This window comes from Bartonella sp. AA2SXKL, from assembly GCF_042197205.1.
In the GTDB taxonomy this organism is placed as follows: Bacteria; Pseudomonadota; Alphaproteobacteria; order Rhizobiales; family Rhizobiaceae; genus Bartonella.
This window is the reverse complement of record NZ_JBHIRN010000025.1, coordinates 1-8,295: the sequence shown is the minus strand read 5'-3', so window position 1 is coordinate 8,295 and position 8,295 is coordinate 1. Positions and strand designations below refer to the sequence as shown.

Annotated in this window: 9 protein-coding genes; 8 read left to right on the top strand and 1 reads right to left on the bottom strand. The window is 43.2% G+C overall.

Going from position 1 to position 8,295, the window contains the following annotated elements; all coding sequences use genetic code 11:
• On the bottom strand, window positions 1-1,041 hold a 1,041-nt coding region (locus ACFINS_RS09150), incomplete at its 3' end, for a Fic family protein (RefSeq protein WP_375706116.1).
• Window positions 1,042-1,135: 94 nt separating this feature from the next.
• On the opposite strand from ACFINS_RS09150, the gene ACFINS_RS09145 reads away from it, so the two are divergent.
• Genes ACFINS_RS09145 through ACFINS_RS09110 form a run of 8 tightly spaced genes read left to right on the top strand, consistent with a single transcriptional unit; the run spans window position 1,136 to window position 8,214 of the window.
• Entirely contained in the window at window positions 1,136-1,705 is a 570-nt protein-coding gene (locus ACFINS_RS09145; protein ID WP_375682093.1) for a hypothetical protein, read from the top strand.
• Window positions 1,695-3,641, top strand: coding sequence for a phage terminase large subunit family protein (locus ACFINS_RS09140; RefSeq protein ID WP_375628335.1), 1,947 nt, complete (start codon window positions 1,695-1,697; stop codon window positions 3,639-3,641). The genes ACFINS_RS09145 and ACFINS_RS09140 overlap by 11 nt, the downstream gene beginning before the upstream one ends.
• A gap of 3 nt (window positions 3,642-3,644) precedes the next feature.
• Window positions 3,645-3,893, top strand: coding sequence for a phage head-tail joining protein (locus ACFINS_RS09135; RefSeq protein ID WP_375632641.1), 249 nt, complete (start codon window positions 3,645-3,647; stop codon window positions 3,891-3,893).
• Complete coding sequence (locus ACFINS_RS09130) at window positions 3,893-5,437, top strand: phage portal protein (protein WP_375706115.1); 1,545 nt, start codon at window positions 3,893-3,895, stop codon at window positions 5,435-5,437. Before ACFINS_RS09135 ends, ACFINS_RS09130 begins: the two co-directional genes overlap by 1 nt.
• Entirely contained in the window at window positions 5,427-6,497 is a 1,071-nt protein-coding gene (locus tag ACFINS_RS09125; RefSeq protein ID WP_375682091.1) for a S49 family peptidase, read from the top strand. Before ACFINS_RS09130 ends, ACFINS_RS09125 begins: the two co-directional genes overlap by 11 nt.
• Window positions 6,380-6,760, top strand: coding sequence for a hypothetical protein (locus ACFINS_RS09120; protein ID WP_375706117.1), 381 nt, complete (start codon window positions 6,380-6,382; stop codon window positions 6,758-6,760). Before ACFINS_RS09125 ends, ACFINS_RS09120 begins: the two co-directional genes overlap by 118 nt.
• Window positions 6,757-7,125 (top strand): head decoration protein, encoded by a 369-nt coding sequence (locus ACFINS_RS09115; protein WP_375612361.1) that lies wholly within the window; start codon window positions 6,757-6,759, stop codon window positions 7,123-7,125. Before ACFINS_RS09120 ends, ACFINS_RS09115 begins: the two co-directional genes overlap by 4 nt.
• 12 nt (window positions 7,126-7,137) lie before the next feature.
• Complete coding sequence (locus ACFINS_RS09110; protein ID WP_375612360.1) at window positions 7,138-8,214, top strand: major capsid protein; 1,077 nt, start codon at window positions 7,138-7,140, stop codon at window positions 8,212-8,214.
• Window positions 8,215-8,295 lie beyond the last annotated feature (81 nt).

Here is an 8,295-nt window from a genome sequence, read left to right as displayed (position 1 = left end):
TGCACTATACCAAGTTGATCGTCCACCACCATGACGTATCAAAAGACCTTTTTCAACTAATGATGTAAAAGTTACTTTAAGTGTATTAGGGCTTGCACCAACCTCACGCACCATATCGCGGGTTGTAACACGTCCGTGATTACGCACATAATCAAGAATATTAAGAGCCAATTCAGATAAGGAAAAAAGAGCATTTTTTTCACTCTCTATTTTTATTTCTAATTGGCGTTTTTGTTTTTGTAGAGCACGTAAAAAAAAGAGTATCCAAGGCTCCCAATTGGGTGTTTTAGTATAAATTGTTTTTTGAGTTTGATTTAAAGCTAAGTAATAGCTTTCTTTATTATTCTCAATAATGCTTTCAAGTGATGAATATGGTACATAAACATAACCTTTTTGTAACAAAAGAAGGGTGGTTAAGATACGGCTTAAACGTCCATTTCCATCTTGAAAAGGATGAATAGCTAAAAATGTTACATTAAAAATACCAATCGTAAGTAAAGGATGAAGATCCTTTAATTCATTGGTTTTATTGAACCAAGTAATAAGCTCTTGCATTCGGTATGGTGTATCAAATAGTGTAGCTGTTTCAAAAACAATGCCAACCATTTTCCCTTGAGAATTAAATGCTGCTACATCATTGCGTAAAGTCTTATATTCACCTCGATGTCGTTGATCTTTCTCACTATTACACAAAAGATCACGATGAAGTTGTTTAATATGATTTTCAGTAATAGAAATATCACTCCAAGATTGAAAAATTGTTTCCATAACCTTGGCATAACCGATAACTTCTTGTTCATCACGACTCTTGAAACGTTTAATTTCTAAGTTTACCAAAAGCTGTTCGATTTCGCGGTCTGTTAACTTACTCCCTTCAATGCGTGTAGAAGATCCAATACTTTCAACAGTAGCAATATGGCGAAGGGCGTTCAATCGCTCAGGTGCAAGAGTACCAAGAGCGCGCCATGCCCCTTTGAACTCATCAATCTCAGTAATGAGAGCCAACAATTCTTGTGTAATTTGGAGTGTATCTGTTTTCATACCGGAATATATACCCGATTATACCCGATTGTCAATCATTCGTAACACCGTAAACTCTTACTTCTTATGGCAGAGAAGAAGGCAAGGAGCAACTATGAATAAGAAGAATCGTAAGGGTCTATCGGTTCGTGCGTTTGCAAAAAAGATGGGTGTTTCACATAATGCGGTGGTTTCTCGGATAAAGACAGGTAAATTTGATGCGGCTCTTTTTGAAGATGGTTCTGTCAATGAAGCGCTTGCAACAGCTATCTGGAATGAGAATCCAACAAAGCGCCCTGCTCCATTTTTAGCACCGGATGGTCAACCGCTGACAAAGATCAAACAAGCCTCCACAGATGGAGCCAATGAATACAAGATAAAACTAGAGCGAATGCAAGTTGCGCTAGCAAAAGAAAAGATTGCTCTGGAAAAGTTACGCGAAACCACTGTTGATCGTGAAGAAGTGAGAAAAGAAGCATGGAACTTTGGAAGAGCGCATCGAGATACAATGCTCAATTTTGCCTATCGCTTTGGTACTGAAATTGCGGCGCAAGTGGGATGTGATGCTGCGAGCCTTATTGGAGCTATCGATCATCATATGCGCAAAGCTTTAGTGGAAAATGTCGTCCCTGTTTCTTTTCACGATCCCAACATTTTAGAAGAGAATCCAGAACATGATAAGTGATGCTTCGCCCTCGTCCTCTGGTGCTGGGCTCTTTTTTTGCTATGCGAATGAAGGACGCCGTCCTGACCCGCCTTATACTGTTTCCCAGTGGGCTGATAAAAATCGTTATTTGAGCACAGTTACGAGTGCTGAGCCTGGATTATGGAGGACTATACGTACCCCCTATTTACGAGAGATCATGGATAATCTTTCTGTTTATGATCCGACTGAAACAACGGTTGTGATGAAGGGGGCTCAGATTGGAATGTCGGAAGCAGCGTTGAACTTTTGTGGTTATGCCATTCATCATAGTCCAGGACCTGCCCTTTATGTAATGCCGACAGTTGAGACCGCTAAGAAACTGTCAAAGTCTCGTCTTGATCCGATGATTTCAGCTAGCCCTGCTTTAAGTGAACGCATTGCTCCTGCTCGTGCAAGAGACAGTGGAAATACAATGTTTTCAAAGGAATTTTATGGGGGGACATTGATGATTACAGGAGCAAATAGTGCTGCTGGATTGCGTTCTTCTCCTATTCGCTATTTGGTTTTGGATGAAGTCGATGCTTACCCATTGAATGTCGATAATGAAGGCGATCCTGTAACAATTGCGGAAAAACGAACCTCTGCTTTTATTCAACGTAAAATTTTTAAATTGTCCACGCCGACACACCGTGACACAAGCCGTATCGCCAAGGATTTTGTGCTAGGAGACCAGCGATATTACAATGTCCCTTGTGATGCATGTGGTGTTCTACAACCCATTGTTTGGTCACAAATTAAGTGGCCAAAAGGCGCCCCCGAAAAAGCTGTTTTTGTTTGTGCGCATTGTGGTCATGAACATGCCGAACATCGTAAGTCCACCTTAATGGCAGAAGAAAACGGTGCTTGTTGGATCGCAACACAGGAGTCAAGTAAGCCTCGTCTGCGTTCTTACCATATTTCAGCGCTTTATTCGCCATGGCTGACTTGGGGCGATTGTGCGCGCGAATTTTTAAGAGCCAAAGAAGACCCTGCTCTTTTGCAAGTTTTTATTAATACAGTGCTTGGAGAGCCATGGGAGGACAGAACAGGCGAAGTTGTTGATCCTGATAGCCTCTATGCAAAACGCGAAGATTATCCCCTTGCACCAGAACAATCCGTCGTGTTGACAGCTGGTATTGATGTGCAAAATGACCGCTTGGAACTTGAAGTGGTGGGATGGGGGCGTAGTGAAGAAAGTTGGCATATTGATTATCAAGTGATCCTTGGTGATCCCTCTTCTTTTGAAGTGTGGGACCAATTGGATGAATATCTTGCAAAACGTTGGCCGCATCCAGGCTATAAAGAGGGGATTAGGATAACAGCGGCTTGCATTGATACCGGTGGTGGACACACACAGGCAGTTTATAATTATGTACGCCCGCGTGAAGGGCGGCGTATCTGGGGCATTAAGGGGCAAGCGGGATGGCGTGCGGTATGGCCACGCCGACCAAGCAAAAACAATAAAGGACAGATTAATCTCTATATTGTTGGTGTTGACGCGGCAAAAGATATTATCACGGCACGGTTTAAAAAATCGGGACCTGAAGCATCAGGGGCTGGTGCAACACACTTTCACAAAAGCCTTGACCAGGAATATTTTGACCAGCTAACCGCTGAAAGAAAAGTCATCAAATATTTCAAAGGCTTCAAGCGTATTGAATGGCAAAAAAGTGAAAAGGCAAGAAACGAAGCCTTGGATTGTAGGGTCTATGCTTATGCGGCTTTACAAGGTCTGATTTCGGCGGGAATAAACCTTAATCGAGAAGTTGATATCTTAGAAGAGCGTTTGGAAAAACTTAAAATTGAAGGTTCTGTAGAGCAACCAACATCTGGGATTTCTTCATTCACTTCTCCAAGAAGATCTCAGATAGCAAAACCTCAAAGGAAACAATCCAGAACAGTGATGAATCCTTATATGCGAGGGGATTGGAGGTAATTTGTGGATGAAACTTTAGGACAATTTAACAGCAAAATTAACAGACTGGAAAGTTTAAAAAGGCGGCGTGAACAAATTGAAGAGGCTCTTTATTCGGGTGCGCAATCAGTGCGTCACGGCGATAAGCAAGTCAGCAACCGCTCTGTTGAGGAACTGCGCAGAGCTCTTGAAATGATCAATACGCAAATAGCGGACCTTGAAGGGCGTAAAGGTTCACGCGTGTTCTATTTTAATATCTCACGAGGCTATTAATGGCTGGCTTTATCAATAAACTCACGGGCTTTTTTAAAATTTCTCGTCAACACAATCCCCATTTTGAAGCGGCAAGCAAAAGCCGCCGTATGGGTGGTTTTGACCCCGCAAAAAAACATATTAATAAAGCGATTGAAGAATGCGGTGATACCATTGTTGCCCGTTCAAGATGGCTTTATGACAATGAATCTCTTTATGGGTCTGCAACAGAAGAATGGGTCTCTGCGGCTGTTAGTGATGGGATTAAACCTTATCCTCGTATTGAAGGTTTTCAAGAAGAAAAGAAAAAGCTTTTAGACTTATGGTGGCAATGGGTTGATGAGGCGGACTATGATGAAGATGCCAATTTTTATGGACTTCAAGCAACCATTGCACGAGAAGTCTTTCTAACTGGTGAATGTTTTGTAAGACTACATTATGTTGACCTCTACGGGCGCTCTGGTGTGCCGCTTCAATTACAAGTTTATCCCACCGAAATGTTAGACCTTACTTACAATGGACCGGCTGATATTGAAGGCAATTACATTCGTATGGGGATTGAATTTAATGCCAGTGGCAAGCGCGTTGCTTATCATTTCTGGGAACATCACCCCTATGATGATGTCCCTGCAAATATGGCATTTGAGAGCCAAGAGCGCGTGCGTGTCCCTGCTGAAATGGTCATTCATATCAAAGAGCGCCGTATTGCCGGACAATTGCGCGGTTCTCCAAAAATAACGCGCGCTATGACAAAGATCTTTCAACTCGAATCCTATGACGACGCAGAACTCGATAGAAAAAGGACGGCGGCTCTTTTCGCGGCGTTTGTCAAGGACAATTCACCAAACGTCGAAAAATTATCCGATAATCGTGATAAAAACAACGTTGAAGAAGAATACAAAGCACCTGTCATTGCGCCCGGTGCATCTCTTTATTTAGGAGAGAATAAAGAAGTTACATTCTCAAATCCTGTTGAGGTTGGTGGCTCTTATGAGGCTTTTCAATTTCGCAATATCTTGAAAATTTGTGCAGCACTTAATATGCCTTATGCCGTTGTGACTGGAGACGTTACGCGGGGGAATTTTTCAAATGTACGCACCTCCATCATTCAGTTTAGACGGCACGTCAAACAATGGCGTGAACATATTATTGCCTTTCAGTTTAACCGCATTGTTTGGGAGCGTTTTGTTGAAATGGCAGTGCTTGCTGGATGCGTCAATTTGCCAGGGTGGGAAGAAAATTCCTTGCCATGGCTTCAATGTGAAAGCTTTGCACCCCCGCTTGAAATGATTGATCCAAACAAGGATATCTCAGCGGAAAAAGAAGAAATTCGTGCAGGCTTGAAAACACGACGCATGGCACTTGCCGAGCGTGGCTTTGATATCGACAGCATTCATGCCGAACTGCAAGAAGAGCACACAGACGCTCGTGCGCGCGGCTTATCTTTTGACACGGATATGGCAGCGCCTTCTGGTGAAAATCAAGTGATTGATACAGCAGATTCAGAACCTTCTGAGACTTATGAAAGTAACCAAGGCAGTGAGGCACATAAAAATGGTGAATAATCTTGATATGCCGTTTTTGGCATCACGGCTTTTTGGGGTTCCTCATATGCTTGCCTCGACAAAGCTTGATATCATTTTGAATGCTCTTGCACCACGCCTTTTTGAGGGAGAAAAGTTTCCCATTGAAGCTTATTCGCAAGAGAATACAGAAGCTTTAAGACCCCCTGAAACTTATGTAGTACAAAACAATGTTGCCATAATACCGGTTCATGGCACGCTTGTGCGCCGTGGTGCATGGCTTGGGGCTTTATCGGGGCTAACCTCTTATGAAGGTTTAAGCGCTTCTTTTCGTGAAGCCATTGCACAACCTGATGTTCGCGCTGTTTTACTTGATATTGATAGCGGCGGTGGAGAAGCCGGTGGTGTGTTTGATTTGGTTGAAGAGTTTCAAACACTCTCAAAACAATACGACAAGCCCATTTGGGCACATGCCAATGAGTTTGCTTGTTCTGCAGCTTATGCCATTGCTTGTGCGGCTTCTCAAATATGGGTAGCTCGCACAGGGGTTGTGGGCTCGATTGGGGTTGTTTGTGCCCATCTTGACCAATCTCGTGCGGATGAAAAACACGGGCATAAATGGACCTTTGTCTTTGAAGGTGATCACAAAACCCATGGCAACCCTCATGAACCCTTGAGCGATACAGCACAGATAAAAATGCAAGCCGATTGCGCCCTGCTCTACGAGATGTTTGTCGATTTGGTGGCGCAAAACAGACGCTTAAATGCTGCTGCAATTCGTGACACAAAAGCAGAAACTTTTATAGGCACCCAAGCGATCACGCTTGGATTAGCAGATGCGCAGGGCACCCTTGCGCAAGCTTTGGAAGCCTTAACGGATTCCATATCACAAAACCCAACATCAACAGAAAAAGAAGGACAAAACACATGGCACGCACACAATACCGCGCTGAAGAAGAGGATGACGAAAAGATCGTCGACATCATCAATGACGAGGAAGAGGACGAAGACGATAGTGACATCGACAAAAACGCCGAAATCTTTGACGACGAAGAAAACGAAGATGAAGATGAAGACAATGAGAACAAGCAGGAAAACATAAAAGCTGCTCTTGAAAAAGAAAGAAAGCGCGCAAAAGCACTAACAACCCTTGAAAGGCAAGCAAAGCACTTAGGCGTTTCTTTTGACGCAGCAAAAGCTATTCAAAACGGTATGAGTATCGAGAAAGCACGCCAATGTGTGTTGACGGCTGCTAGCTCTCAAAGCGCGTCTTTAAAAGTCTCGCCTTATACCCCTCATAGTGATGGGACGAGCAAGGCAAAGATTTATGCAAAATGGGAAGCAGCTTGGAGGGCAGTGAAATGACGAATATTATTTATGACGACGTACGCAATGGCGCTTATCTTGGACCCTACGACCCCGATATGTCAAATGAAGAAGTGCTGTTTGCATCAGGAGCATTCATTGAAGCTGGAACTGTCATGGGGAAAATTACAGCATCACAAAAATATACCCCCCTTAATCCAGCAGCATCAGATGGCAGTCAAACACCGGCAGGGATTTCTTTTGCCACTATTGACGCAACAGAAGCAGATCAACGTGCCGTGATTACAGCACGCTTATGCACTGTAAAAGCTTCTGAACTTCTATGGCCAGATGCCATCACGGATGAGCAAAAGAAAGCAGCCATTCAGTCTTTAGAAGACCATAACAACATTCTATTGCGATAGGAGAATGCACACATGGATATGAATTTTTTTAAACATGATGCTTTCTCAAGCATCACAATGATGAAAGCCATTGAAAACTATGAGTTTCAACCTGGTCTTGTAAGCTCTCTTAATCTTTTTGAGGAAGTTGAAACCAGTACCACAGTGGTTGGTATTGAACGGCGTGATAATACATTTTCGCTTATTCAAACCAGTGAACGTGGCGCACCTTTGGCAGAAGGTGATAGAGAGGGTCGTAATCTTCGGTTTTTCAAAACAACACGGATTGCCAAAAGTGATACCGTAAAATCAGAAGAAATCCAGAACCGTCGTGAATTTGGCGCAGAAGATCAGTTAGAGACAGCAATGAAATATATTGCCAAGAAACAAAAGAAACTGATTTCTGAAATCGAATTGACATGGGAAAATATGCAACTTGGCGCTGTTCAAGGGGTGGTTCTTGATGCCGATGGCTCTGTTATTGTCGATTGGTACAAAGAATGGGAAATCGCACCACCAAAGCCGATTGATTTTAAATTAAATAATGAGACAACCAATGTTGCGGACCATGTTGATCAAGTCATTATGAGGATGATTGAAGCTTCAAAAGGAGCATTTTCTGATCGTTCGCGGATTATTGGGCTTTGTGGTAATGAATTCTTTTCCAAGTTGAAAAACCATAAAACAATTCGTGAGACCTATTTAAACACAGCCTTAGCACAGACACTCAATAGCGCCGGAGGTGTTGCAACACCAAGTTCGATTGGCTCTGGGAGCTTTGGTAGTTTTGACTTTGCAGGTGTCACTTTCATTAATTACCGGAGTATTCACAACTATAATGTAAGTGCGAAGGCTGGAACAAAGCGCGCTATAGGCATTAAGCCTGATGAATGCCAATTCTTTCCTGTTGATGCGCCTGGTGTCTTCCAAAAAACCTTTGCTCCTGGTGAAAGCTTGGATTTTGCCAACACGGTTGGAAGGCCGCTCTACACGATGCTTATCGTCGACCACGACCGTAATGCATGGGTAAAACCGGAGGTCTATAGCTATCCGCTTTACATCTGTACACGCCCTGAAATGCTGTTTAAAGCAGTGATTGGAGCGAAATAACATGCGGTGGAACGGGCTGCTAAACCAAATGGTTAAAGATGTGCGCAACACTTTTGGGCAGCCCATCATCTACACGCGAAA